Origin of the sequence: Arthrobacter gyeryongensis (assembly GCF_039543785.1) — a bacterium.
Taxonomy (GTDB): Bacteria; Actinomycetota; Actinomycetes; order Actinomycetales; family Micrococcaceae; genus Arthrobacter; species Arthrobacter gyeryongensis.
Window position 1 is genome coordinate 21,840 of the sequence record NZ_BAABKK010000015.1, and the last position, 26,094, is coordinate 47,933.

Here is a 26,094-nt window from a genome sequence, read left to right on the forward strand (position 1 = left end):
CATGGCACCGCATACGAAAGTAAAGACCCTCAATGCACAGCCGGGCGGGAGTCCGCAATCCTTGCACACGCAGGCACCAGCGTGGTCTGAGGGCGCGGGAACACGGACAACCACACAGGACCAGGCTTTTACTTTCGACGTGGCGATCGTAGGAATGGGCTATGTCGGCCTGCCCACGGCCCTGGCGATCAACGCCTCCGGTCGGCGTGTTCTCGGCCTCGACGTGTCCGACGCCCGTCTGGCCGTGATCCGCGAGCAACGTGCAGATCTTCTGGACTCCGACAAGGAGCGGCTCAGCAACGCGCTGCTGGATCCGACCTTCATGCTTAGCAGCGACTTGTCGTTGCTTTCCCACGCGGCGGCGGTGGTTGTCTGCGTTCCCACCCCCGTGGACGAGTACTTGGTCCCGGACCTCGGTATTCTCCGGGCGGCCTGTGCCTCGGTGGTCGATTTCGCCACCACCGGCCAGTTGCTGATGCTGACCTCTACAACCTACGTGGGATCCACGCGCGACCTTCTGGCTCTGCCCTTGGCTGCGAGGGGACTCATTCCAGGACGTGACGTCTTCGTGGCCTTCTCGCCCGAGCGCATCAATCCTGGCGTGGATTCGTTCTCCCACGAAGACGTGCCCCGGGTAGTTGGCGGCGTGACCGCGGCCTGCGGCGAAGTTGCCGAACGGCTCCTGAGCGCCAGCACCAAACTGGTTCACGTTGTGCCGTCTGCGGATGTCGCCGAAATGACCAAGCTGGTGGAGAACACTTTCAGGGCCGTCAATATCGCTTTGGCCAACGAATTCGCTGATATCTGCCACGAACTCAACATGGAAGTCATGGATGTCATCGATGCGGCCTCCACGAAGCCGTATGGCTTCATGGCATTCACCCCCGGTCCCGGAGTCGGCGGACACTGCATACCGTGCGACCCGCACTACCTGCTGTGGCAATTGCGCAAAGCCCGATTGACGGCCCCGGTGATCGAGCAAGCGATGGCCGGGATTGCAGGCAGGCCGCACCAGGTGGTGGAGAAGGCCCGCCGTATCCTGTCGGACCGCAACCACGGTATTGCCGGTGCCCGCGTCATGGTGCTTGGGGTCGCGTACAAGCCCGACGTCGAAGATCTCCGGGAATCCCCGGCGTTGGAAATCATTGCCGCCTTGATTGCCGACGGAGCGGAAGTGGCATTCTCCGATCCTTGGTGCCAGACGGCGCCCGACGGTCACGGCGGGACACTCCAATCCGAGCAATCGCCTGCTGACTGGGGTGCGGACCTCGTGATCCTGCACACGAGGCACAGCCAGATGGAACTTGATTGGCTGGCCGGAGCATCAGCCGTCCTGGACACGACGTACCGCTTGCCCAAAGCCGACAACGTAACCCGGCTCTAGATCCACCAGGTTTTCGACGGAAGCAGGAGTAATGAAAACAGCAATAACCGGCGGTGCCGGGTTCATAGGAAGCCATCTGGTTGAGCACTTGCTGGCGGCCGGAGACGAGGTCGCCGTGCTGGACAACTTGTCGACCGGGCGCTTGGAGAATCTCAAAGGCGTCATCGGCCACAGGAACTTCCATTTCGTTGAAGGCACCATTCTGGACCGCGACGCAGTGGACAAGGTGGTGGCCGGTGCCGACAGGGTCTTCCATTTGGCCGCTGCAGTCGGCGTGAACCTGATTGTCGACCACCCGTTGGAGAGCCTCCGCACGAATATCCACGGCACCGAAGTGGTCCTGGACTCGGTCCTGGGATCAGGTGCCTCGCTGTTGCTGGCATCCACAAGCGAGATCTACGGCAAGAACACCTCGGACAGCCTCTCGGAGGAAGCGGACCGCATTCTGGGATCCGCGCTCAAATCCCGGTGGACGTACGCTGCGGCCAAGGGTATTGACGAGGCTTTTGCCCACGCATACTGGCGCCAATTCGGGTTGCCGGTTGCCATCGTGCGGCTTTTCAACACGGTGGGCCCGCGGCAGACGGGCCGCTACGGAATGGTTGTTCCGCGACTTGTGCGGCAGGCGCTCGCCGGTGAGCCCCTGACCGTATACGGAGACGGCCACCAGACCAGGTGCTTTTCCTACGTCGGCGACATCGTTCCCGCCATCGTCCGTATTTCCGAGGAACCGCTTGCCTACGGAAATGCGTACAACCTCGGTGGTAGCTACGAGATTTCCATCCTGACGTTGGCCGAGAGGATTGTTGAACTCCTTGGGAGCGGCAGCACCATCACCTTGGTGCCTTATGAACAGGCGTACTCGGAAGGCTACGAGGACATGCGCCGGCGGGTTCCGGACAACAGCAAGTCCTTCGGGCTTGTTGGCTTCGAGCCGAAGACCACCTTGGATGAAATCATCCTCAACGTCGCGGCCGACTACAAACCGGCAAAAGTCCTGGATCCAGCCGGTTGGAAGATCACCCTCGCATCTTGAACCAAGGGACGGGAAAGCCTGCAGAGTAAGGACAGGCGGCTGGGTGAGTGGAGTATGGGCCGACCGGTCCCCTGCTCCTGTCCAAGGAAAGATCCGACGAACCCTTTTCCAGGAGCACGATGTGAATCGCCCAGCATCCGGACCAAGGCGCCACAGCCGGGGCGGAGTGTCTGTACTTGCCGTCCTGACCCTGCTGACGGCGGCCTGCACCGGTCCAGGTCCGTCCCCGAGTCCGACACAATCAGCCACAACCGCCGGCCGGTATCCCTGGCACACCGGGATCGTGTCCACGACTTTCTGGGTTGGCGAGATCTTTGATCCAAAGGCTGCAGACGGGAGCCAAGTGATGTCGACATACGACTCCCAATGGATGCAGAGCTATGGAGGCTGTGACGGGGTCGTGACAAACGGCTGCAAGACCGAGGCGAGAACGCAGGCCAAAGGATACGCGCCCACCAGCATGACTCCGAAGGAGAACCCGTTCTATCTCGATCTTCCCTACGATGACGTCAACGATCCCACCGCGTTCGCCGAACGGGCCAGTGTCATTCCGTGGGCCAACGATCCAGGTTTCGCGGGCAATGCCCAGAACCGCTCCTTCAGCTACATGAAGAACCAGTGGGTCAGGATCCGGATGGGCAACCGCGAATGCTACGGACAGATTGAAGATGCCGGTCCCGGACAGTATCACGACAAAAATTACGTTTTCGGCTCCAATGATGCACGGCCAGTCAACAAGAACTTCAACGGAGCCGGAATGGATGTCTCGCCTGCGCTTAACGGGTGCCTTGGCTTCTCCGAGCTTGACGGCGAGTCGGACAAAGTCGACTGGCAGTTCGTGCCGCGGGACCAGGTTCCCGCGGGACCGTGGCTGAAGATCGTCACGGTCAGCCAAGTGAAGTAGCACCGGCCGCCGGGGCCGTCCAAGCAATCCGGTACGGGCAGTCCGGACCGGGAAGTCCCTCGAAAATTGGAGGTATCCATGCAATGGCTAAAGAAGCTGTTTCGACACGGCAACGGGAGGCACCTCGCCCGCCCGGCCGAAGCCAGGGACCAGAACAGGGCGGAACGTCCAAGCCAGGCATGATCGCTTGTTAATCGGCGGGGTCAAGGCAGTTTGGCGTGGAATCCTGCACTCAACAAGTCGGAGAAGCGTTGGGTTCCTTGATCGATCCCGCTACACACGTGGCTGGCCGGATCCTCAGGGGTCTCCTGCGGGCAAGGCATATCCCGGTTCAAGGACCACATGGACACTCGTTGAACTCCCTTGCCGATGGCGAAGGAGTTCAATCCGCGAGCCGCAGCGAGGTCGAATATCTCGCCTGGGAGATCGTTCCGGCCGATCATGGGGGTCAATCCCATCTTTCCCCAGATCTGTTCGCTGTTGAGGGTGGTTCCTGCGCGCTGATAGATGATGCTGAGCTGATCGTGGGTGGACTGGGCCGCCGAGGTTCCGGCATCGAGCATGCTCTGCGATTGACTCCGGCTTGAACCGTAGTTCATGGTCATGATGTTGACCCCGGAGAGCTGGACGCCGGCGGCGAGCATCTGGTCAACAGCTGACGTCCCGGCGTCGGTCAGCCCTTGCGGGGTGACCGGAAGGGTCAGCCAAATTGAAAGGGCGTGCCCTTCCTTGATCCGCTCCTTCTGGAGGGCAGCGATGGCTGCAGCTCGGCGCTGCCAGGCCGCGCTGTCCGCTAGGTTGTCGCCCTCGATGTCAAAGTCGATAGTTGCGGGGTTGTAGCGCTCCAGCACGGCCCGGTAGGCCCTTTCCAGATCTGTTGCATTCTGGCAGGAGTTGGCGAGCTCACTGTTCACTGAGCCGCCGAAGGACACAGCGAAGGCGCCGCCGTTTGACCGTAGCTTGGCGAGACGCTCTTCGAGCTTGAGCGAAGTCTTCGCGGCATCGAGACTGTATGTGCTACCCCAACTCGGTGTGCAGGCCTGTCCAGCCATTGCCACCACAAAAGCCAGCGTGACATTCTTGGTGCCCTCGCCCACGGGTGTCTCGAATGCGTACTGAGGGACCACAGTGACGTCGACGTAGCCGGAAAACCACGGGGGCTGGAGGGAACCGTTTGCGTCCGTAGTAAACCGCCACACGAGGATGCCTCCCATCCCCAGCACCACAAGGACTGCGGCAATGCAGGCCCGGGCGAAACCTGACAGCCGGCGGAGAGGTCCAAGGGTTTGGGCGGACCAGCCACGGACTTCACGCGCGCCGCCCGCCTCAGGCGTAACGGAAGTGCCGCTTCCCTGTTTCCTGGACACTCTCTTCCGCCATCCTTAAACTCCGACTGCCCTGATTGCACCATTTGACCACGAACAGATCGGATTCGTCCCTGCAGCGCCCCAGGGTTTGGTCCCGATGTTTTCGCGCATAGCACACGAGTAGTGGCGGTGTCCGGACGTCAAGATTGAGTGTAAAGACGGGTAGAGCCTACTCGTGTCCGTCGCCGCCTCAATTCATACGCTGATGGTGTCAGTTGGTGGAGGGCAACGGGGGAAAGACAGGTCTCGCAATGGAAACGGACGCTCTGGTCCGAGCGACAACAGGACGCGGCGGATTTATCCGAGAAGGCGTTTACCTGGAGTTCGAGCCTGCTCTTGGGGGATTCAGCACAGTCCCTCCCATCGACCCCGCGCCAATTGACGGTGCTGCCGAAGGGCAGCGCGCCCTCATAGAGAGGGCCCCTGAGCGGGGGCCGGTGGTGAATAAGCCTTTGAGACCGAGGCTTCCCCCAGTCGCCACCGGCCCCTTCAGGAACCGCGGCAGCGCGGGTTGGCTATGAGTTCCCGGGGGAAGGCTATCGTATCCGGCCCGATCCGCACTTCGAGGAAGCGGGCAGGCCTGTGGGCTGCCTCGTGGGTGTCGGTGCTGCTCTTGTTGACGGGCGCCACATCGCTGATCGGCGGTAGCCAGGCCCCCTCCGCGTCCGGGAACGACAACCCCAACCCCACACCTTCTGCCGCCCCGCTCTCATCCGTCAGCTTGACGTTTGATGCGGGCCGGTCAAGCCAGATGGAGGCGGCCCGGATCTTGAAGGACCACGGCCTCCGGGGCACCTTTTTCATCGACTCCGGCTTCGTTGGCGCGCCTGACTACATGACAACGGACAATCTCCACAGCTTGGCCGCTGATCAGAATGAAATCGGTGGCCATACGGTCACTCTTGCCGATGTGACCTCGGTAGAGCCGGACGAAGCCTCGAGGCAGATCTGCAACGATCGGGTGAACCTCACGGACTGGGGCTTCAAGGTCACCTCTTTTGCCTATCCGTTTGCGGCTTCAACGCCAAAGTCGGAAGAACAGGTCGCCGGATGCGGCTACAACAGCGCGCGTGGACTCGGCGAGATAACCACCCCGATCGACTGCGCGGGCTGCGCGGCCGCGGAAACTGTCCGCCCCGCCGACCTGTTCCGGACAAAGGCAACATCGGAGGTCGGCAGCAAGTGGACATTGGCCGATCTTGAGGCGACAGTAACGCAGGCCGAAAAGGCCGGGGGCTGGTTGCAGTTGACCTTCTACGACATCGACAACAGCGGCAGTCCCCGCTCCATCAGCCCCGCGTTGTTCGAACAATTCGCCACTTGGCTGGCGGCCAGGACCCAACAAGGGACCATGGCCGTGCGGACGGTACATGACGTGATCGGCGGCGTGGCGAAACCCGTGGTGAACGGTCCTGGGGCGGCGCCGGCAGCACCTGGGGAGAATGCCCTTCGGAATCCGGGGCTGGAAACCGCTGGAAAGTATGGCTTACCGGAATGCTGGCAGGTATCGTCCTATGGCAAGAATGCCGTGGTCCTGAGCACCTTGACCCCGGGACACAGTGGTGCGGTGGCCCGCCGCCTGGACGTGACCGAATATTCGTCCGGTGACGCGAAACTGCTTCCCGTCCTCGATCTGGGTGCGTGCGCTCCGAGCGTGAGTGCCGGCCACAGCTATTCGCTCAGGGCGTGGTACCAGTCCACCGCAAAGACCCAGTTCGAAGTGTATTACCGCAACAAGCTGGGTACGTGGACCTACTGGACGGCCAGTCCGTGGTTCGCGGCCAACACCAGTTATGAGCAGGCGATCTGGGATACGCCGCCCGTTCCGGCAGGAGCCGAGGCCATCAGCTTTGGAATGAACCTCTTCAGCGATGGCCAGCTTGCTACCGATGATTACGAAATGTACGACACAGTGGGAGCTCCGTCGCCGTGATAGTTCTTTCGATCTTTTTGGTTCTGGGGGTAAGCACGATCTTTTGGTCCCTTGCCGGGCTGGTCCGCCTGACTGGTGAGGAGTGGTGGCGGGTCCAGGGGTTGTCCTCCCGGATCCGCGGATGGATCGCCCTGCTGCGCGGCGGCAAGGTGCCGATCCCTCGACGTCAACGGGCCCGCCATCGTTCGAAGGGGGTGCGGATCTACCCGGCGAATGTCGCGGTCCTCGTGGCCGCCCACAACGAGGCTTTGGTCATCAGGGAGACAATCCTCGCTGCGGCCGCTTTGGTCCCTCGACGCAACATCCACGTCGTTTCGGACATGTCCACTGATGACACGGCCGCCATTGCGCGGGCCGCAGGTGTGAAGGTCCTTGACCTCGAACCGAACCGTGGCAAGGCCGGCGCACTCGCCGCGGGCATCGCCCATTTCGATCTGTGCAGGCGGTTCAAGGTAGTCCTGCTCCTGGACGCAGACACCCGCCCGACACCGGACTATCTCGAAACCGGGCTGCCGTTGTTTGACGATCCCACCGTGGTCGCGGTCGCGGGACGAGCCAAGTCGATCATGAGCCCGGCGCCTCCGACGGCGATCGGCCGCTTCCTGGTGGCCTACCGGGAGCGTTTGTACATTGTGGTCCAACTGCTGCTCAAGTACGGCCAGGCAGCGCAGGGCGCCAACGTCGTCTCCATCGTGCCTGGATTTGCCAGCATGTACAGAACCAGCGCGCTCGCAAAGATCGAGGTCCTTGCGCCCGGGCTGGTGATCGAAGACTTTAACATGACGTTTGAAATCCACGCGAAGAAACTGGGACGGATCGCGTTCCATCCCTCCGCGGCTGTTGCGTACACCCAGGATCCGGACAACCTGAAAGACTACATCAAGCAGGTGCGGCGGTGGATACTTGGTTTCTGGCAGACCGTCAGGCGGCACGGACTGCAGTTCAGCAGATTCTGGTTTGTCCTCGGGCTGTACATTGTTGAGCTCATAGCCAGCTGCCTCTTCTTCGTGCTTCTGGTGCCGGCATTCCTGCTATCGTCCCTCGCTGCTGTCGAAGTGTGGATTTTTGGCAATCGATCGGAAGTTTTTATCTTTCTGTCGGGTGTCCTGCGGCCTCAGGACGTTCTCATCGGAGTCTTCCTGCCGGACCTCTTCTTGACAGTCCTTGCCGCTGTCACGATGCGCAGCCCCCGCTTTCTGTTGTTGGCTCCCTTCTTTCCGCTGATGCGGATCCTGGATGCGGTCATCTGCCTCCAGGTCTTGCCCAGGGCGTACTCGGCGAATTCGTCGGGAGTCTGGGTCAGCCCCGTCCGGCGGATCCAACGCGAACCTCAGGAAATCGCGACCCCGGGGCCCTCTGTAGTGCGGACAGGCTAGAGCACAGGCGTTGGCCTAATGAGCGGACACGCGGACGCCCATGCCAGGCAGCCATTGCGGCTTTGTGGCATGGGCGTCCGACACTCCCGGAGTGCGTAGTGTCCTGCTGACCCGGGGGGTCCCGGGATATTAGTTGGTGACTCCCGAAGTCGTGACAACGTTGAGCCAAGGACCGGCCGGCACGCTGGCGCGGTCAACGAAACGCCACGATACGTGGTCATTGTCGCCGTTCAACTCAGCGAAGCCCAGGCAGCCGTTCAGGGCAGGGGACACGTCCATGCCTGCACCCTGGCTCGGGTCGCCGGAGAAGGACTTGTTGGCCGGACGGGCGTTGTTCGCGCCGAACACGTAGGCGGAATCGTGGTAGAGCGAGCCGCTGGAGGGGCCGGCATCTTCAACTTGTCCGTAGCAAACGCCGCCATTGGGGCCGGTGATCTGGACCCATGCGTTCTTCATGTAGCTGTAGCTCGAGTCCGCGCAGTGGTTGACGCCTGTTTTGGCGTTGTCCGCGGCGGCCCACGGAATCACTTTGCAACGCTCGCCGAAAGCGACGCTGTCATTGACGTCGTCGTAAGGCAGATCCAAGTAGAACGGGTTCTGCAAAGGCTTGGGCTGGTGTAGCGGGAAGTACCCATTGCTGGCTACGCGCTGTTCCGTGGCGCACTGGAAGCTCGTGCCGGTGCCGGAACTGACTCCGTCACAACCGCCGTAAGTGCTGCCGGGGCAACCGCTTGCGCTGGACGGAGTGGTTCCCATGTTGACGCCAGTGTGCTGCAAAGCCCACTGGCCGTTGTAAGTGGAGCAGACCTGGGAGCCGTCCGAGAGGCTGGCGTTGAAGATCTCGCCCACCCAGAAGGTGGTGCTCACGATGTTGGTGTGCAGGGGGTATGTTCCCGTCACAGGCAGGGGTGCAGCCGTTGGTGCGGGCGCGCTGGCGGCTGTTGCGGTCGGAGCAGGCGCAGCTGGAGCGGGCGCGCTCGACGGCGCCGCGGCCGGAGCATTGCTGGGCGTCGGCGTCGGCGTCGGTGCCGGCGTGGCGGTGCGCGTTGGCGCGGATGAAGCGGAGGGTGATGAGCTGGGCCGCGAATATGAACCGCGGTCGCCGGCCTGATAGGAGGATTTGTGCGATGACTGGACAGCGGAGATGGTGGCGAACCCGCCGAAGGCAAGGAGCGCCACGGCGACGAGAGCTGTGAGCAGGTGTTTCATATTTTGGGTGACATATCTGTTGGGGACATAGACATACGAGACCTGGCAATGGATTGGGCGAACTGCAGGCGATCACGCCGCAGTGTCGTACACGGCCAATGGTGTGCACGACAGAGTTGTCGGGAAAATCGGCTGCGCTTCAACTCCCCAGAAGTAGCCAGCCGGAACTTACTCTTGCGGCACCAGCTTACACAGTCAGATCACAGGGCGGTAACAGAGGAGGCAAATCCCGCGGGAAAACCGGGTTGGAAACGACGCCGTGGTACCTCGCGGGGGAGGCTCCGTGGAGCAGGGATGTTTGGTGCAAGTGGCCCCGCAAAACCAAGTAGTTACCACTCAATCCAGGACCGAAACCCGAAGGTAACGTTTGGAAATGACACCGGTCCGTGCCACTGCCGTCAGGAACGTGTGTCCGGCGGCCCGAAGATGAGACAGGACCATGGACGATACCGAAGGGACCCACACCTCGCCCCCGATCATTCGGGCGGCGGAGCTCCAGGAGATTGCTATTGCCTTGTCAGGGCCGGAACCGGCCGGGATAGTCATCTCGGGGCCGGGGGGTTCAGGAATGACCACGCTCTTGGACGCAGCGGCCTCAGTGCTGAGCGGTTCCTTCAGCGTGATCGCCCACAACGTTTCGGAGTCATTCGCGGACATTCCGTTTGGAATCGCCATGGCACTTGTTCCGGAGCTGCCGGCCAGGGCCAAGGTGTGGCCGGGTTCCATCGTGGCGGCTTGCCGCAAAGCAGTGCGTGGCGCAGCGACACCCGGATCCGCTGCGTTGCTGGTGCTGGACAACATAGATTTCCTGGATGACATGTCACTTTGGCTCCTGAGCCAGCTGCTTCTCGAACCGGACATCCGCCTGATTGCCACCCACCGCTCCGACCGGCCCTTGAGAATGGAACTCATGGAATCCGTGGTGTCGCGGCAGCTGTCCGTGGTGACGCTGGACGACCTCACGCAGGAGCAGCTTCGCGAATTCCTTGATGATCGCCTCGGGGGACGGGCGGCCAGCAGCCTGGTCCGGGACATCCATGCCCTCACTGGAGGAAACCTGCAAACTGCGAAGTTGCTGTTGGACGAAGCCGCAGCGCGTGGCGAGATCGTGGAGCAGGCTGATTCCTGGATGTTGTCCGGACCGATCCGCTTGGACGGCTCGCAAGCGCTCGAGCTGACCCGCCACCGGCTTGAGGGCTATTCCGTGCCACAGCGGCAAGTCGTGGACATCCTGGCAGTGGGGGAGCCAATACCGCTGGCCGTCCTTGAACAACTTGGCCAAAAGCGGGCGATCGAAGCGCTGCGGGCCGATGGAACGATCCGAGTCCTGAAAGAGGGTAAGGAGACGGCAACGCTCAGCCACGCCATCGAAGCGCGGCTGGCCCGGCAGCAGCTGGGACCTGAACGGATCCTCGAACTTCGACGGGGCATCTACGCGACTAGCTCACCCGTTGCCGATGATTCGCTCTGGACACTGTTCCGCCGCGTGGACCTTGAACAGGCAAGCGGTTTGCCGGTGCCCGACGCCGATCTTTTGACCGTGGCCATTGCCGCCAACGATATTCACGACAATCGAAGGGCCCGGCGGGCCGCGGAAGCGGTGCGGGACCCGGAACTCGAACTGGTTGCCGGTGTGGAGCTGGCACGGGCGCTCTACCAGACAAGGGATTTCCCCGGGGCGGTGACGGTCTTGAAGGGTTTGGTGGCAAACACCCCGGACGTCCTGACTGTGGACTTCGCCCACGCGGTATGGCTTCTGCTGCGTGCCCTTTTGCCGACCTCGCCCGGGGCGAGCGTCCTGCAGGCGGTCCTCCAGGATGCCCGACGGCGGCTGGAGGCTGCCGCTGTCGGCATCCAGCCGGGCGAGCCAGCCCACCTTGACGAGTCTGCGGTCCGGGACGAACTGGATGTCCTCCAGCTGTATCTGGAGGCCCAAAACGGCAGCTGGCCTTCAGCCAACGGTGAGCTGTTCCAAAGGCTTTGCCATAGCCAATTGGTCGATCCTGGATTGCGTACGGAGCACCATCCGCCACCGCCCGTCCAGGCCGGCGTGCTGTTGATGGCGCTCGTCTCCCAAGGGCTGGCCGTCAGCGGGAGGTTCGCTGACGCCGTCGCTCTTTCGACGCTGGCCCTCGAAGCCGTGGGGCGGCTGCCACGGTGCCCCGTGGACTTCCACTCCACTGTGCTGACCATCCACGGGTCCAATCTGATCTGGCGCGGGCAATGGGGTGGCCCCGAAATGTTCTGCGCCGGAAGTTCCAGCTTTAGCAACCGGATGAGCTATTTCGGCGGGTCTGCGCATCTCTACAGGGCACTCGTACTTGCCAGGCAGGGGAGCCTGGAACTGGCATGTGAACAGTTCCGCCAAGCCAAGGCCCGGCTGGATGAAGCCGACCCTGAAGGGCTCCTCCCACCGGCCCTCGGCGGACTTGCCGCGGCTGCGTGGTTGCTGGGCGACGTCAACCAGGTACGCCGTGCACTGGCGGCCTACGATTCGAGGTCCAGCGGAGGGAACTATCTTGCCTCGCAGCTCGCCGAAAGCTATTCGTCCGCCGCCCGGTCAGTGCTGATTGGCGCTGAGCACTCGCACCGGAAACTGCTCCAACTTGCCGGGTCTGCCGCCAAGAAGGGGCACCGGGCGCTTGAAATGTTGAATCTCGGCCTTGCGGCCCGTACCGGCAGCCGGGGAGACCGGCAGCTGGGGGCCGGAGTGTCCGAGCTGGTGTGGAGTGTCGAGTCCGGCATGCCGTCGGGACAGGAAGCAGGACAGGAAATGGGAACAGGACAGGTAGGCATTGGAGAACCTCAGCAAGCGGTGGATCAGGAGGAGGCTTTCGTTTTTGACGAGCCCCATCCGGCCAGCGCGGAGGCCGGATCCGCGGTCCTTCCCGGCGTCGTCAAGCTTTCCCAGCGTGAACGCGAAGTGACTGCCTTGGTGGCCTCCGGGCTGAGCAGCGCGGAGGTGGCTGCCCGGTTGGGAATCGCCGTGAACACGGTCAACGCCCACCTGCAGCGGGTTTACGGCAAGCTTGGAGTGTCACGTAGGCAGAAGCTTTCCGAACTGTGGGACGAGTTGGCGAAGCCGGAGGAGTAGGGCCAACGCTACGCGGATGAAGGCAGAGAAGCCGATTGGTGGGACAATTACTAGGTGACGCCGCCACTCCTGGCGGTCAGCCGCTGGCGATTGCCACGTAGTCCTAATGAGGAGCACCGGTTTTGACAATGGTTTCCACCCCCGCGCGGGGAGATGCCCAGGTTTCCGCACTTGATGACGATGAAGTCCGTCGCATCCGCAACGACTTCCCCGTTCTTGGGCAGGAAATCAATGGCAAACCGCTGGTCTACCTGGATTCGGGCGCAACTTCGCAGAACCCCCGGAGCGTGCTTGAGGCTGAGCAGGAATTCTATGAACAGCGGAACTCAGCCGTCCATCGCGGCGCGCACCACCTTGCGGTAGAGGCCACGGACGCCTTCGAAGACGCGCGTGCCACCGTGGCCCGTTTCGTGGGCGTGCAGGACGATGAGTTGATCTGGACCGCCAACGCCACCGCGGGGCTGAACCTCCTGGCCTATTCGTTTTCGAACGCCAGCGTGGGCCCGGTGGGCGGGGAAGCCGGGCGCTTCGCCCTCAAGCCGGGCGACGAAGTGCTTGTCACCGAAATGGAACACCACGCCAACCTGATCCCGTGGCAGGAACTGTGCCGAAGGACCGGAGCGAGCCTCAAGTACATTCCCCTCGACGGCACCGGTGCGCTGCGTCTCGAGGAAGCAGCACGCCTCATGACTTCGCGCACCCGGATACTGGCCTTCACCCACACTTCAAACGTGCTCGGGAATATCAACCCCGTTGACATGTTGGTCGGAATGGCACGGCAAGTAGGCGCGTTGGTGGTCCTTGACGCCTGCCAGTCCGCGCCGCACCTCCCTTTGGACTTCAAGGCCCTGGACGTCGACTTCGCAGTGTTCTCCGGCCACAAAATGCTGGGGCCCACGGGAATCGGTGCGGTCTATGGCCGCAGCGAACTGCTCAATGCCATGCCCCCGTTCTTGACCGGCGGTTCCATGATCACCACCGTGACCATGGAGGAAGCCCAATACCTGCCTGCCCCCCAGCGTTTCGAGGCCGGAACCCAGCCTATTTCGCAGGCTGTAGCCCTCGCTGCCGCAGCGAACTACCTCAGCGAAACGGGAATGCAGCGGATCGCCCTTCGTGAGGCGGAGCTCGGCCAACGGCTTGTTACGGGCCTCAGCGCCATCGAGGGAGTGCGTGTGCTGGGCCCCGGGCCAGGGGAAGAACGGACCGGTCTTGCCGCGTTCGATGTCGCCGGAGTGCACGCTCACGACGTCGGGCAGTACCTCGACAACCTGGGCATCGCTGTCCGCGTGGGCCACCATTGTGCCCAGCCCTTGCACCGCAGGTTGGGCCTGAGCGCCTCCACGCGGGCCAGTACCTACCTCTACACCACATTCGACGAAGTCGACCTGCTGGTGGAGGCCGTTGCCCAGGTCAGGCCCTATTTCGGGGTAACCGCTGCCGGAGCCGCATCATGAGCGGCCTGGATTCCCTGTACCAGCAGCTGATCCTGGAGCATTCCAAGGCCCGAAGCGGCGGAGACCTTGCCAAGCTTCCGGCCGCCGGAACGGGCAGCCCCGGCACGGGACAGAGCTACACGGGTCAGAGCCACCAGCTCAATCCCATTTGCGGTGACGAAATCACCCTACGGCTGAGTCTCGGCACCGCTGGAGACGGGCAGGCCGTCTCGGAAATCCATTGGGACGGTGACGGCTGCGCCATTTCGATGGCGTCAGCGTCCATACTCAGTGAAATGGCACCGGGCATGTCCCCGGGGGTTCTTCGCCACACGATCGATCACTTCCGGGAATTGATGCGTTCGCGCGGCAAGCTGCAAGCGGATGAGGAACTGCTCCAAGACGCTGCCGCGCTGGCCGGCGTTGCCAAATATCCTGCCCGGGTAAAGTGCGCCATGCTCGCGTGGGTTGCTGCGGAGGACGCGCTGCGCCAGGCCGAGGCGAGCCAAGGGGTGTCCCAGGCTCTCTAACGCGGGTGGTTCGAGGTCGAGTACCGTCCACTCTATTTCGGGCAGTGGTCCGGACTTAGCCTCGAAGCATGATTACCTTGGAGAGCAGGCGCGAATGGCGCCAGAGCCGGCATCGGGTCCGCCGGGCGGAATTCGTTGTTGTGGGATTGTTGCTCGCCCTCGTCGCGGCGACAATTCTTGCCGCCGTCGCGGGACTGATGCAGTAAGGGGCGAATACTCCAACGCAGCATGCTGCGGCGTTCACGGCTGACTATTTATAGCTTGGAAAACCGTAAGGCAAAGAAAAGCTCGGACCCGCAATAACCGGTCCGAGCTTTTTTGTACCGTTGGCCTAGTCACCGCATCATTTGGGTACCGCTGCGATGAGCACCGAAATCGTCATGAGACCGAGAATTGCCCAAACAAAGAACAATGACCAGTTCTTCTCTTGGGTTTTCCTGTGGGCCCCATGCCACACTCGTTCCATACTATTCGCGTCCATAGCAGCAAGGTATTCCTGCCGATACCGCCCGAACAGGGTGCTGACCACCCCAATTGAAAGGGGCATTACTCCAATTAAAATGCGGGCTACTCGTATGCGGCCCCGCCACGTCAGGCGCGGGTAAAAACGTCAGGCACGCCGTCGCCGTCGTCGTCCCTTTCTTCCTCCCGCGCTAAGTTGCGGTAGTGCCGGTTGCGGGTCCTGAGCACGACGGCGGCAAGCACTGCTGCCGCGAGCGAACCTGCGAGGATGGCCACTTTCGCGTGGTCATCGTGCGGGGAACCGGAACCGAAGCCCAGCTCGGCGATCAAGAGGGAGACGGTGAAACCGACCCCCGCCAGCATGGCCAGCCCCGCGACGTCGATCCACGCAAGGCCGTCGTCCAGCCGCGCACGGGTAGTCTTGGTGACGAGGAATGTGGTGCCGAAGACTCCTGCCGTCTTGCCCGCCACGAGGGCCAGGATGATCCCTATCGCCACGGGATCGCGCAGGGCAGCTCCGAGTCCCTCGGCGCCGCCCAAAGCCACGCCGGCGGAGAAGAACGCGAAAACGGGTACGGCAAAGCCGGCGGAGAAGGGACGTAAGCGGTGTTCGAAGCTTTCGGCGAGCCCGGCCGCGGGCTCGCCCTTCTTGCCTGAGGCCACGACGGGCACGGCGAAACCGAGCAGGACCCCGGCGACGGTGGCATGGATGCCTGAAGCATGGACGAAGGCCCAGGTGGCCGCGGCCAGGGGGAGGAGGACGTACCAGCTACGGACACGCTTCTGGACCAGGAAGGCAAAGAGGGCCAGCGGCACGAGGGCGGCCAGCAGCATGAGGGGCTCGAGGCCGCTTGAGTAGAAGAACGCAATGATGCCGATGGCTATCAAGTCATCCACCACAGCCAGGGTGAGCAGGAAGGTCCGCAACGCCGCAGGCAAATGTGTGTTGATGACCGCCAAGACAGCCAAAGCGAAGGCGATATCAGTGGCCGTAGGGATGGCCCAACCCTTGAGTGTTTCCGCGCCCGCGCCGAGGTTGACGACCACGTAGATGAGCGCGGGAAGGACCACGCCGCCCACCGCCGCCGCAACCGGGACGATCGCTTTTGCGGGCTTCCGCAGTTCCCCGGCCACGAATTCACGCTTGAGCTCCAGCCCCGCGATGAAGAAGAAAACGGCCAAGAGCCCGTCCGAGGCCCAGTGGCCCAAGCTCAATTCCAGATTCCAGGGAGCGTAGCCGATCTTGACTTCGCGCAACGCGAAGTAGCCGTCGGCAACGGGTGAGTTTGCCCAAACGAGCGCGGCCACCGTGGCGGCGAGCAGAAGTGCGCCACCAACGGTTTCAGTGCGGAGAATAGCCAGGATCCGTTGGTACTCGGGGAAGCTGGAGCGGCTGAAAACCTTCGAAGGGGCGGCAGGGTGCGGGCGGTTCGCCATATGGCTCCTTGGGGAGTTGCGGGTCGACAAAACTGTTGCCGACCAGACTTCCCGGCGCACCTGTATTCCATTTTAGCGGAAGGGGGCACGCACCCTGCCGCCGCCCCCCCAACTGACCCGCATTTGTTGTCGCTATGAGCCGTCAAAACGACAACAAATGCGGGCCAGTTGGGCTCGGAAGGGGCGTTACGTAAGCAGCGCCGCGATCCCGATGACCGCCGTCGCGAGTCCGAGCACCATCGAGATGGTGACCAACACGACGTGGACCGTGAGGAACTTCGTGGCTTTCCCGTTGGCGTCGCGGGCACGCGAGTCTGCCATGACACGGCGCAGGAACTGCGGCCACACGATGAGGGACCACGCCCCCGCGACGATCAGCACAATCGACAGCCCGGCTGCCAGATGCACGCTAGTGGCTTTCGAGCCAGGCCTGGGCCTGCTGGGACTGGATGTTCAAGGCCTTGCCCACCATCGGTTCGGCTGCGTCGGCGATCTTGCCGCCGAGGAACGGAACCGACGACGTGACGGCACCTTCGAGCTCAACGCGGGTGTTGCCGCCGTCGGCCACCAGTCGCTGCGCTGCCGTGACATCCAGCGGGGCGCCTGAGATCTTCAGGGAGATGTTGCTGGTCCGGGAACCATCGGCCGTCGGGGCGTCCCACTTCTCGGTCTGGGTGACGGTGAGCTTCTCGCCCACGAACTTGCGGGCGATCTCCGGGAGGCGCGTGGTGGGCAGGGTGCGGACCGTGATGGTCGTGAAGGCGCCGGAGGTGTCGCCGTCGATCTGGAATGATTCCAACGTGCCGCCGACGTACTCGCTCGTGTGGCGTAGGAAGTCTTCATCGATGAAAGTGGCGGCTACGCGGTCGACGCCGTAGGGCAGGGTGGTGGATGCGTTCAGGGCCATGGGGGTCCTCCGTGAATATCTCGGTTGAAAGCTCTTGCGGCTCCCAAACATCCTACGGTGTGGTCGGGGTAGGCTAGGAACGCCCCGGGATTCGAGAGAATTTCGGGTTTTCGTGCTGCCTTTCCCCATCCGACTTCCCTCTTCCGAGGAGTGCCATCCATGAGCCCCAAAGGCCAACCGTCAGCGGTCAACTCCGGAATCAGCCCCGCCGGCACTGTCGCATCCCTTGATGGATTGCGTCGGGCCCTGGGTGAGGACCGGACCTTCGCCCGGGTCAGGCCCGAGGCCTCGCGGGCCTTCACCGAACGCAGCTCCGATTACCAGATCAGCGCCCCGGCGGGCTTGAGGGCCGCGCTGCTCGCGGAAATGGCCGACGGACTCGCCTCCCAGGATCTTGAAGCCAGCGCTGTGGTGTTGGCCGTGACGGCTACGGGTCGAGAAGCCGAGGACCTTACCGCGGCCTTGGCTGCCTATCTCCCCGCGGACTCGGTGGCGGCCTTCCCCAGCTGGGAAACCCTGCCGCACGAACGGCTCTCCCCGCGCTCGGATACGGTGGGCCGCAGGCTCGCGGTTTTGCGCCGACTGGCCCACCCGGAGAGCTCGACGGCGGGTCCCCTGCGGGTGGTCGTGGCGCCGGTTCGCGCAGTGGTCCAGCCAGTGGTAGAGGGACTGGGAGAACTGGTTCCGGTGACGTTGAAGGTGGGGCAGGAAGCGCCCTTCACTGACGTGGTACGCCGCCTTGCCGACGCTGCCTATTCTCGCGTGGACATGGTTACCCACCGCGGTGAATTCGCCGTCAGGGGCGGTATTTTGGACGTTTTTCCACCCACCGAGGACCACCCGATCAGGGTGGAATTCTTCGGCGACGAGGTGGACCAGATGCGCTGGTTCGCCGTGGCAGACCAGCGTTCGCTCTCCGGACCGAGCGTGCACCACCCGAGCGAATTGCACGCCCCGCCGTGCCGGGAAATCCTCATCACGCCGTCGGTCATGTCCCGGGCCGCCAAGCTCAAGGCCGAGATGCCGGCCGCCGCCGACATGCTGGAAAAGATCGCGGGCGGCATCGCCGTCGAGGGCATGGAGTCTCTGGCTCCGGTTTTGGTGGACGCGATGGTGCCTTTCGTGGACCAGCTGCCGGCAGGTTCCATCGGTGTGGTCATCGAACCGGAGAAGGTCCGCACCCGCGCGCATGACCTCGCGGCCACAAACGAAGAGTTCCTCGAAGCGGCCTGGTCCACGGCGTCCGACGGCGGGTCGGCGCCCCTCGATCTCGACTCGGTGTTGGGCTCCCAAGCCGCTTCAGCGTTGCATGCGGCCAGCTTCCAGTCCTTGACGGCCACCCGGCACGCGGCGCTGGCCCACGGTGTTTCCTGGTGGTCCATCACCTCATTGGCCACGGACGAAGAACTTGTCCCCGACATCGACGTCCTGAACCTGCACGCCCGTGAACCGCGCGGCTACCAGGGCGACGTCGCGGAGATGCTCGAATTCATCGGTTCCCACGTGCGGGACCAATGGCGCATCGTGGTGGCGACGGATGGGCCTGGGCCTGCCCAGCGTCTCGCCGAGTTGTTCCATGATGCCGACATCCCGTGCTCCCGCGTCGAATCCCTGGCCCACGAGCCGCAGGCCGGAATCATCGAGGTGACCACCGCCGCCGTCGGACGCGGTTTTGTCCTGGACGGCCTCAAGCTGGGGCTGCTCACGGAAGCCGACCTCCTGGGCCGCACCTCGGCCGGGTCTACGAAGGACATGCGGCGCATGCCCTCCAAACGGCGCAACGCCGTCGACCCCCTCCAGCTGCACGCCGGCGACTTCGTGGTCCATGAACAGCATGGAATCGGGAAGTTCGTGGAGCTGATCCAGCGCAAAGTGGCTGGCTCCTCTGCCGGTCCGTCCGGGGGAGACGCGGGTCTTCGCGAGTACCTCGTGCTTGAGTACGCGGCGTCCAAGCGCGGTGCCCCTGGCGACCGCCTTTTCGTCCCGACGGACCAGCTCGACCAGGTGACCCGCTACGTCGGTGGCGATACGCCGTCGTTGAGCAAGATGGGCGGGGCGGACTGGGCGAGCACCAAGTCCAAGGCCCGCAAGGCAGTCAAGGAAATCGCGGGTGAGCTCATCAGGCTGTACTCGGCCCGCATGGCCTCGCGCGGGCATGCCTTCGCTCCGGACACGCCGTGGCAGCGGGAGCTTGAGGAAGCCTTCCCGTATGTCGAGACGCCGGACCAGCTCACCACCATCAACGAGGTCAAGGCCGACATGGAACGCGAGATCCCCATGGACCGCCTGGTCTCGGGCGACGTCGGCTACGGAAAGACCGAGATCGCGGTCCGGGCCGCGTTCAAGGCAGTCCAGGACGGCAAACAGGTCGCGGTGCTGGTTCCCACCACGCTGCTAGCCCAACAGCACTATGAGACGTTCACCGAGCGTTTCTCCGGGTTCCCTTTGCGCGTCAAGCCGCTGTCCCGGTTCCAAGGTGCGAAGGAAGCCAAGGAGACCATAGAGGGAGTCAAGAACGGCTCCGTGGATGTGGTCATTGGCACGCACCGCCTGCTGTCCAAGGACTTCGAGTTCAAGGATCTCGGCCTGGTGATCGTCGATGAGGAGCAGCGCTTCGGCGTTGAGCACAAGGAAGCGCTCAAGAAGATGCGCACCAACGTGGACGTCCTCGCCATGAGCGCCACTCCCATCCCGCGTACCTTGGAAATGTCCCTCACCGGTATCCGCGAAACATCAACGCTGGCCACACCGCCGGAGGAGCGGCACCCGGTACTGACGTATGTCGGGCCGTTCACCAACAAGCAGACGTCCGCGGCGATCCGGCGTGAACTCATGCGCGAAGGCCAGGTGTTCTTCGTTCACAACCGTGTGTCCTCGATTGAGCGCATCGCCGCCCAGATCCGGGAACTTGTCCCAGAGGCCCGCGTCGAAGTGGCCCATGGACAGATGTCCGAGAGCCGCCTGGAAAAGATCATCGTGGACTTCTGGGAGAAGCGCTTTGACGTCCTGGTTTGCACCACCATCATTGAGACCGGCCTGGATATTTCCAATGCCAACACCCTGATCGTGGACGGCGCGGACAAGTACGGCCTCTCCCAGCTCCACCAGCTGCGGGGCCGCGTGGGCCGTGGCCGCGAACGCGCCTACGCCTACTTCCTGTACCCCTCCGAGAAACCCCTGGGCGAAGTGGCTCTTGAACGGCTCAAGGCCGTGGCAGCCCACAACGAGCTTGGCGCGGGTATGCAGTTGGCCATGAAAGACCTCGAAATCCGCGGTGCCGGCAACCTGCTGGGCGGGGAACAGTCAGGGCACATCCAAGGAGTCGGCTTCGACCTGTACATCCGCCTGGTGGGCGAAGCCGTGGCCGAGTACCGCGGCGAGGCCGAAGAGAAGGCCGCCGACATGAAGATCGAGCTGCCCGTCAACGCCCACTTGCCGCACGACTATGTGCCCGGCGAACGCCTGCGCCTCGAGGCTTACAGGAAGCTGGCCGGGGCCATCACCAACGAGGCCATCGACGAAGTGCTGGCTGAACTCGTGGACCGTTACGGCGAGCCGCCGCTGCCCGCGAAGAACCTGATCGCCGTCGCGCGCTTCAGGGTGGGGGCCCGCGAGGCCGGGCTGTCCGACGTCGCGCTCCAAGGCAACTTCATCCGTTTCTCGCCCGCCCAGCTGCCCGAATCGAAAGTCATGCGGCTCAACCGCATGTACCCCGGCTCGCAGATCAAGCCGGCGCTCGACGCCGTGCTGCTCCCCAAGCCCAAGACGGCGAGGATCGGCGGCCGCGACCTGCAGGACGCCGAGATCCTGGAGTGGGCCAACACAGTAATCGAAGCTATCTTCTTCTCGGCTTCGCCGACGTCCAGCGCTTCGCAGACCGCAGGCTAAGCGATGATGGGAGGACACCACGCCGCGTCCGGGGCCGCGGCGTGGATAGCTATCGCTTCAACCGGCCCGTACGCCTTGGGCTGGTACCCGCTGGACGCCACCGGAATCCTCATCGGAGCGATGACGACGGCGGGAACTGCTTTGGTGTGCGATTGGGACCACCGCTCAAGCACCATCGCCCACTCCCTGCCGCCGCTGTCCAACGTGATCGCCGTCGGGATCGAGAAGGCCAGCGGAGGGCACCGGCAGGGAACCCATTCACTGTTGGGCGCCTCGGCCTTCGTGGTCCTCGCCGCCATGGCTGCCCAGTTCCAGCTGGATACTCCCGTGGGCCGTTTGTCCGTGGGTGCCGGACTGTTGTGCATGTTCATGATCAACCTGGCCGCCAAAGCACTAAAGCTGTTCCCGAATACCGGGTGGATCGCCAACTGGGTGTTCGCACTTGCCATGGCCGGGCTGGTCACGTGGTTCGCCCCGCATCAGTGGAGCTGGCTGCCCTTGTCCATGCTCACCGGCGTCGGGATCCACATTGTGGGCGACATGATCACCACCGGGGGAGTGCCGCTGCTGTGGCCCATCGTCATCAAGCCGCCGAAGTTCTGGCGCAAACTGCCCCTCGTCAGCGGGATCTGGCGGTCCAACGGCGCTTTCTCCATCCCCTTGCTTGGCAAAGCCGGTTCGCGGCGGGAATGGCTGGTCCTGATTCCCGTGAGCGGCTACGCCATGGTTGGACTTGGCCTGGCGGCGTGGGCATTGCTCCGGAACCAGTGGCCAGCACTCCTGGGGCTCATGTTGGGGTTGGGTGGATGAGGGGTGCCCGGCGTTAGAACCCGGACCTAATTGCAGAGGTAAAGGGCGTTGTGCTGAGAGCGTTCCCGGCAAGGTCAGTGAGACCCGTGCCGGGGGTGTAGGACGGGAATCCAGCGGCGCCCGATGCTAGAGTCCCGGTTTTGTTGGTGCCGAGGACAATCGTGAGCTTGAGGGTCAGCGGATCCCATTGAACAGTCGACTTATTGCCCTGGCTACCTCTGAACGTTGCCGTCGCCGAGCTGATGTAGTTTCCGCCTAGGCTCACTGTCCCGATGTTGAGGGAGGGACATGTAGTGCTGGAGACCGTCAGCGTGTCGTTGGCTCCGTTGTCTTGGAGGGTGACAACCACATCGTTGTTGCTGTTCAGAATCTGACTTCCGGTGTTATTCCAAGCTGTGCAGAACTTAGAAGCATCCATAGGTTCCGAATACGTGATAGTCACCGAGTCTCCCGTTTCTGCGGTTCCGTTAATGTTCGTCAGTGCAACCCCTGTCACTGTAGGCGGCGCGACGTCCTTCGTGTTCGTCGTGGTCTTGGTGGCGCTGACGTTTCCGGCCGCATCGGTGGCGGTCACTTGGTAGGTGACCGTGCCCTGGTTCAGCGCCGTGAGGCTGAGTGCAGTGGTGGACCAGTCACCGGTACCGTTAGCGGTCACCGTCTGTTGCACCGTGTGCGCCGGACCGGGGTCTGTGACGCTCAGCGCAATCGTTGCGCCCGGTTCGGCGGTGCCGCTGACGGGGACGTTGGCCACATTGGCGGCATTCACGAACAGTGGAACACTGATCGACGGTAATCCGGGGGCGAGCGTGTCCTTGGTTTTGGTAACCGCAAAGGAAGCCCCGGAATTACCGGCGGCGTCGGTAGCGGTGGCAGTGTACGTGACGGCGCCTTGGTTGAGGGCTGTCAGGTTGAGCCCGGTGGTGGACCAAGCGCCGGTGCCGGTGGCCGTCGCAGTCTGCGTCACCGAATCGGCGGCGCCGTCGGTGACGACTAGCGTTACCGATGCGCCTGCCTCCGCCGTGCCGCTGACGGGGACGTTGGAAACGTTGGCGCCGTTGATGTACAGCGGGGCGGAGATCGTTGGGGCGGCTGGAGCCAGGGTGTCCTTGGTGCTGGTGACGGTTACAGTAGCGCCGGTGTTGCCCGCAGCGTCAGTGGCCTTGGCGGCATACGTGACGGTGCCTTGGTTCAGGGAGGTCAAGTCGAGACCGCTTGCCGTCCAGGCTCCGGAGCCGCTCACTGTCACTGTTCGTGCCAGCGTGTGGGCGGCACCGGGATCGGTCACTGTAAGGGTCAGCGTCGATCCGGGCTCGGCTGTGCCGCTGACCGGGACAGTGGAAACATTGGCGCTGTTCACGTACGTGGGCACGATGATCGACGGCGCGCCGGGTGCCACGGTATCGATCTTGATCGCAAGATTCTGGGACGCGCTGGCGTTGCCTGTGTTGTCGGTCGCGAAATAGCTCACGACATGCGTTCCGTCGCCGCTCACGGTGACGGCCGCGTTGGCGGCGTTCACCGTGGTCGGGGTCGCGGAATCAACCGCGTACGTGATCGAGGCGACGCCTGAGCCGCCTGTGTTGTCCTGGGCCGTGAGGTTGACGATGACGGGGCTGCTGTTGTTGAAGCCGGACGCGTTGGGAGTTGGGGAAATGGAGGCAACGGAGGCCACTGGCGGCGTGCTGTCACTGCTGACGGCGCCACTGCGTGGGCTTTCCGCGCCGGTCCAGAGTCCGATGACGGGGGTGACGGTGTAGAACCATATTCCGCCGGGGACGTTGTGTTCGGCACAGCTGAGGACCGTAACGGTACCTGCGCAGGCGCCTGTCGCAGGGGTTTTGGATCCGCCCGAGGCCGCGTTGTACCGGGCCACGGTGTAGCCGGTAACAGCCCGGCCGCTGGCCGTCGTACCAGGTGTCCAGCTCACTGAGATGTCGGCCCCACTGGCAGACGCGGATGGCTTGCTTCCGGGCATAACGGTGTCCCCGGCGGCGGCGGCGAAATTGCTGCTGCTGATGGACTGCCAGAACGCGTAGGCCGCCGAACCGATGCCGGACACCAGGAGGATTCCGATCAGTACCCACGGGGCACGGGTTCTAAGCCAACCTGCGGCGCGGGGCATGTGGTGTCGCGGTTGAGTGCTCATTTTCGGACCGCCAACGTGACTGGAAGGTGGAAGGTGGCGCCTTGGCAAGCTGACTGAGACGTCGCATCCATGCTCGCCGCCCCCGGAAGAGTGACCAATGCGGTCGAATTTGGAGCGATGGAAACGGCTGGGCTCAGTGGTACGAGAGAGCCGGCGAAGGTGACGCCCGTGATGGTGCAGGCCGGATGAGCGGTGTCGGCGGTGACGGATCCGTTGCCCGTGACGCTGTACACCTGGACCGGGTACGGGTTCGGGTTGGTCACCCGCAGCACTACGTCGGCAGTCCCGCCGGGGATCAGGGCCGACGCCGGAGTGTCACCGGGAACGAGCGCGTCCACGGTGACGGTTTGCATGTCGCCGGCGGCAGCGGAGCCGCTGCCGGAGCCGTTCGTCGTCCAGTATGCATACGCAGTCCCCGTACCGAGTGCCAGGGTGAGCGCGCCTGCCAGAAATGCCGCCGTGCCGCGGCGGCCACCGCTGATCTTCAGCCATCCGTTGGAAGTCATTTCAATTACCCTGTCCCGTTCCGGAGTAGGAAAGCTGGAGGGTTGCGCCTTTGCAACCGTCCTGGTTCAGCGAAGTGTCCAGCATTCTTATCTGCGGCCACCGAGACGCCGGAATTCCGCTCCCGGAAAGCGAGGAATTGCCGGGCGGGGCAGAGATCGGATAACTGCCGCTGAATTGGGTCACTGTGTAGTCCGAGGCACTGCACGGCCGGTTGTTCGCCACAGCCTGGGCGGTCCGGGTGACTCCGGTGACGGAAACGGTCAGGCCCGTGACATTGAGGCTGGAATTGCCCGGGTTCGTCAATTGAAGATTGATCGGTACTGCGTTGCCCGGTGCCAGCAAGCCTGTGGGGTCTCCTGAGATGGTGAACGGCTGGTGCTGGCCAGCCGTCACCGTCAAAGAAGCGACGACGACGGCGGACTGTAGCGTCCCGCTGCTGCCCTTGAGGCTCAGGGAGTAGGTACCAAGGGGTGTGGCCGACGTGGTGGAAACGTCGAGGTTCGCTGACCCGGATCCTGGCCCGGCGGCGACGACTGCGGGCGAAAACGATGCGGTGGCGCCCGCTGGCAGACCCGAGATCGAGAGTGAGACGTTGCCAGCAAACCCGCCTGAGGGCTGGACCACGACGTTGTAGCCGGCCGTCGTTCCCTGGGTGACGGTTCTGCTGCTTGTCGCAAGCTGCAAGGTGACGGCTTTTGAGGTGCTTTGGTTTCCATTGCCACTAGTACTGGCGAGCACGACGCCCGATGTGAGGGTCACCAAAAGGAGGCCTGCCAGGAGTATTTTGACTCCCGTGCGAACGGTGCGGATCGGCGATCGGAACAGCTCCGGAATGCGTGGCACCGGTTCCTCCTCTAGCGTTGTCCTGCGTGGTTTCTGTGGGGACAGCCCAAGCTGGTGGGCCCGTGACGGGCCCACCAGCTTGATGATTAGTTGCTGGTCACGTTGATGGTGACCGTGGCGCCTTTACAGGCGTCCTGATTGGCCGTGCTGTTCACAAACGCCAAAGTGCCTGTTCCCACGGTGGTGTTCGTGGAATTGTGCAGCACGGTTGCGTTGCCCGTGTTTGCGTCGGCCGTGAACCACCCAGGCAGGCAGCCGGAACTGTCGGTGGTAATTGACTGCACGGTGAGGGCCCCTACTTTTGTATCCGTCGTGAGGCTCCCGTTGTCCGCAACGTATGTCACAACCACCGAGCCGCCTGGGGTCAGGCTGCCCGCGTCGAAGTTTGCGCGCAGCGTGACGGTTCCGCCGCCGGCCGAGTTGGCCGCTGATCCAGAACCAGTTCCTGTGGTGGTCCAGTAGGCGTACGCGGCTCCGCCGCTTGCCGCCACGAGGGCGATTGTTGCTGCGGCCGCGTAGACCTTTCCCTTTTTACTCAATTTGCGCATGAGTGAGACTCCTTTTTGAATTGGTGTTCCCCAGAACAGGCGACAGCGGCAATGAATTCGAAAATTCCAACCCTTGCTTCGATTGCCCATTCAATCGATGACCAAATGCTTGCATGGGCGGTCTTTAACTAACAACGAGTGGTGTTACCCGTCTTTCGCAGTCAGAAGCGAGTGGTACTACTTGGTTTCGATCACCACTTCTGACCTTCTTTGCCGGGACAACGACGGCGACACGCCCTATTTTGGGGCGTGTCGCCGTCGTCCGAGTTCAAAAGAG

22 protein-coding genes are annotated in these 26,094 nt (G+C 63.2%); 12 read left to right on the forward strand and 10 right to left on the reverse strand.

Annotation, left to right across the window (positions count from 1 at the left end; translation table 11 throughout):
• Window positions 1-139: 139 nt before the first annotated feature.
• From ABEA18_RS11825 to ABEA18_RS11835, 3 genes are all read left to right on the forward strand, one after another.
• Window positions 140-1,384, forward strand: a complete 1,245-nt coding sequence (locus ABEA18_RS11825; protein ID WP_345449607.1) for a nucleotide sugar dehydrogenase — start codon at window positions 140-142, stop codon at window positions 1,382-1,384.
• 31 nt (window positions 1,385-1,415) lie between these two features.
• Window positions 1,416-2,420, forward strand: a complete 1,005-nt coding sequence (locus ABEA18_RS11830) for a dTDP-glucose 4,6-dehydratase (RefSeq protein WP_345449608.1) — start codon at window positions 1,416-1,418, stop codon at window positions 2,418-2,420.
• A 460-nt stretch (window positions 2,421-2,880) separates the two neighbouring features.
• Window positions 2,881-3,324 carry a hypothetical protein gene (locus ABEA18_RS11835; RefSeq protein ID WP_345449609.1) on the forward strand — a complete coding sequence of 148 codons (444 nt, stop codon included), beginning with the start codon at window positions 2,881-2,883 and terminating at the stop codon, window positions 3,322-3,324.
• A gap of 203 nt (window positions 3,325-3,527) precedes the next feature.
• Here ABEA18_RS11835 and ABEA18_RS11840 read toward each other — a convergent pair whose 3' ends face one another.
• Both ABEA18_RS11840 and ABEA18_RS11845 read right to left on the reverse strand, forming a co-directional pair.
• The gene (locus tag ABEA18_RS11840) at window positions 3,528-4,691 is read right to left on the reverse strand and encodes a chitinase (RefSeq protein WP_345449610.1); all 1,164 of its coding nucleotides are present in this window, start codon (window positions 4,689-4,691) and stop codon (window positions 3,528-3,530) included.
• A gap of 489 nt (window positions 4,692-5,180) precedes the next feature.
• Window positions 5,181-5,495 (reverse strand): hypothetical protein, encoded by a 315-nt coding sequence (locus ABEA18_RS11845; protein ID WP_345449875.1) that lies wholly within the window; start codon window positions 5,493-5,495, stop codon window positions 5,181-5,183.
• Here ABEA18_RS11845 and ABEA18_RS11850 point away from each other — a divergent pair.
• Both ABEA18_RS11850 and ABEA18_RS11855 read left to right on the forward strand, forming a co-directional pair.
• Window positions 5,443-6,624: a polysaccharide deacetylase family protein gene (locus tag ABEA18_RS11850; RefSeq protein ID WP_345449860.1), complete on the forward strand. Its 1,182-nt coding sequence runs from the start codon at window positions 5,443-5,445 to the stop codon at window positions 6,622-6,624. The genes ABEA18_RS11845 and ABEA18_RS11850 overlap by 53 nt on opposite strands.
• The gene (locus ABEA18_RS11855; protein ID WP_345449611.1) at window positions 6,621-8,000 is read left to right on the forward strand and encodes a glycosyltransferase family 2 protein; all 1,380 of its coding nucleotides are present in this window, start codon (window positions 6,621-6,623) and stop codon (window positions 7,998-8,000) included. The genes ABEA18_RS11850 and ABEA18_RS11855 overlap by 4 nt, the downstream gene beginning before the upstream one ends.
• Before the next feature lie 129 nt (window positions 8,001-8,129).
• Here ABEA18_RS11855 and ABEA18_RS11860 read toward each other — a convergent pair whose 3' ends face one another.
• Window positions 8,130-8,867 (reverse strand): hypothetical protein, encoded by a 738-nt coding sequence (locus tag ABEA18_RS11860; RefSeq protein WP_345449612.1) that lies wholly within the window; start codon window positions 8,865-8,867, stop codon window positions 8,130-8,132.
• Window position 8,868: 1 nt separating this feature from the next.
• Between ABEA18_RS11860 and ABEA18_RS11865 the strand changes: the two genes are divergently transcribed.
• From ABEA18_RS11865 to ABEA18_RS11885, 5 genes are all read left to right on the forward strand, one after another.
• On the forward strand, window positions 8,869-9,111 hold the full coding sequence (locus ABEA18_RS11865) for a hypothetical protein (RefSeq protein WP_345449613.1): 243 nt from the start codon (window positions 8,869-8,871) through the stop codon (window positions 9,109-9,111).
• Window positions 9,112-9,648: 537 nt separating this feature from the next.
• Window positions 9,649-12,303 (forward strand): helix-turn-helix domain-containing protein, encoded by a 2,655-nt coding sequence (locus tag ABEA18_RS11870; protein WP_345449614.1) that lies wholly within the window; start codon window positions 9,649-9,651, stop codon window positions 12,301-12,303.
• Window positions 12,304-12,425: 122 nt separating this feature from the next.
• Entirely contained in the window at window positions 12,426-13,760 is a 1,335-nt protein-coding gene (locus ABEA18_RS11875) for an aminotransferase class V-fold PLP-dependent enzyme (RefSeq protein WP_345449615.1), read from the forward strand.
• The gene (sufU, locus tag ABEA18_RS11880; protein ID WP_345449616.1) at window positions 13,757-14,269 is read left to right on the forward strand and encodes a Fe-S cluster assembly sulfur transfer protein SufU; all 513 of its coding nucleotides are present in this window, start codon (window positions 13,757-13,759) and stop codon (window positions 14,267-14,269) included. The genes ABEA18_RS11875 and sufU overlap by 4 nt, the downstream gene beginning before the upstream one ends.
• A 68-nt stretch (window positions 14,270-14,337) precedes the next feature.
• Window positions 14,338-14,475, forward strand: a complete 138-nt coding sequence (locus tag ABEA18_RS11885; protein WP_345449617.1) for a hypothetical protein — start codon at window positions 14,338-14,340, stop codon at window positions 14,473-14,475.
• Window positions 14,476-14,860: 385 nt separating this feature from the next.
• Here ABEA18_RS11885 and nhaA read toward each other — a convergent pair whose 3' ends face one another.
• The 3 genes from nhaA to ABEA18_RS11900 all read right to left on the reverse strand — a co-directional run bounded on the left by nhaA (window position 14,861) and on the right by ABEA18_RS11900 (window position 17,075).
• The gene (gene nhaA / locus ABEA18_RS11890; RefSeq protein WP_345449618.1) at window positions 14,861-16,168 is read right to left on the reverse strand and encodes a Na+/H+ antiporter NhaA; all 1,308 of its coding nucleotides are present in this window, start codon (window positions 16,166-16,168) and stop codon (window positions 14,861-14,863) included.
• 186 nt (window positions 16,169-16,354) lie between these two features.
• Window positions 16,355-16,576, reverse strand: a complete 222-nt coding sequence (locus tag ABEA18_RS11895; protein WP_345449619.1) for an SCO4848 family membrane protein — start codon at window positions 16,574-16,576, stop codon at window positions 16,355-16,357.
• A gap of 1 nt (window position 16,577) precedes the next feature.
• Window positions 16,578-17,075, reverse strand: a complete 498-nt coding sequence (locus ABEA18_RS11900) for a DUF2505 domain-containing protein (RefSeq protein WP_345449620.1) — start codon at window positions 17,073-17,075, stop codon at window positions 16,578-16,580.
• Between the two features lie 159 nt (window positions 17,076-17,234).
• On the opposite strand from ABEA18_RS11900, the gene mfd reads away from it, so the two are divergent.
• Window positions 17,235-20,963, forward strand: a complete 3,729-nt coding sequence (gene mfd / locus ABEA18_RS11905) for a transcription-repair coupling factor (protein ID WP_345449621.1) — start codon at window positions 17,235-17,237, stop codon at window positions 20,961-20,963.
• Between the two features lie 3 nt (window positions 20,964-20,966).
• Window positions 20,967-21,773, forward strand: coding sequence for a metal-dependent hydrolase (locus ABEA18_RS11910; protein WP_345449622.1), 807 nt, complete (start codon window positions 20,967-20,969; stop codon window positions 21,771-21,773).
• A 13-nt stretch (window positions 21,774-21,786) separates the two neighbouring features.
• Here ABEA18_RS11910 and ABEA18_RS11915 read toward each other — a convergent pair whose 3' ends face one another.
• The 4 genes from ABEA18_RS11915 to ABEA18_RS11930 form a co-directional block, all read right to left on the reverse strand.
• Window positions 21,787-23,919 (reverse strand): beta strand repeat-containing protein, encoded by a 2,133-nt coding sequence (locus ABEA18_RS11915; protein ID WP_345449623.1) that lies wholly within the window; start codon window positions 23,917-23,919, stop codon window positions 21,787-21,789.
• Window positions 23,916-24,425 (reverse strand): hypothetical protein, encoded by a 510-nt coding sequence (locus ABEA18_RS11920; RefSeq protein ID WP_345449624.1) that lies wholly within the window; start codon window positions 24,423-24,425, stop codon window positions 23,916-23,918. Before ABEA18_RS11920 ends, ABEA18_RS11915 begins: the two co-directional genes overlap by 4 nt.
• Before the next feature lies 1 nt (window position 24,426).
• Entirely contained in the window at window positions 24,427-25,269 is an 843-nt protein-coding gene (locus ABEA18_RS11925) for a COG1470 family protein (protein WP_345449625.1), read from the reverse strand.
• A gap of 86 nt (window positions 25,270-25,355) precedes the next feature.
• Window positions 25,356-25,817 carry a hypothetical protein gene (locus ABEA18_RS11930; protein ID WP_345449626.1) on the reverse strand — a complete coding sequence of 154 codons (462 nt, stop codon included), beginning with the start codon at window positions 25,815-25,817 and terminating at the stop codon, window positions 25,356-25,358.
• Window positions 25,818-26,094 lie beyond the last annotated feature (277 nt).